The following is a 360-nucleotide window of genomic DNA, read 5'->3' as shown; positions in this document are numbered from 1 at the left end:
CGTAGTCCAAGACGAACAGGACAACCAACGACTCGTCAAAATATCCAACCAAAAGTAGCGGCCCAAACGGTCAAACGGAGTGGTGGAACGTTGGGAAGTAATCCTGCCTATCGACGTCCAGAAGTACGAAAAAAAATGGATCAAGTGAAGCAAGTAACGCAAGTTGATGTACCTCAAACGCATTCTACACCACAACGTGTACAATCCAAGGTAAATGAGCCAATCACACGTATGAATAGACATAATACGCCAATCATTAAGAAAGAAAAGAAAACTAAACAACCACCAGTTGTTCGCAGAGAACGCAAGAAACCTGGTACACAGAAGATAACAAACAAACCTAAAGGAGTGAGACAACCT

General features: G+C 42.8%; 1 pseudogene. It reads left to right on the top strand.

Going from position 1 to position 360, the window contains the following annotated elements:
- Positions 1-360: pseudogene (locus tag KQI94_RS16375) on the top strand (hypothetical protein); the annotation flags it as partial.

This window comes from Enterococcus sp. S183_ASV_20 (assembly GCF_018919685.1).
In the GTDB taxonomy this organism is placed as follows: domain Bacteria; phylum Bacillota; class Bacilli; order Lactobacillales; family Enterococcaceae; genus Enterococcus; species Enterococcus faecalis.
Note: the sequence above shows the minus strand (reverse complement) of the source record. Positions and strands in the feature narration are given on the sequence as shown.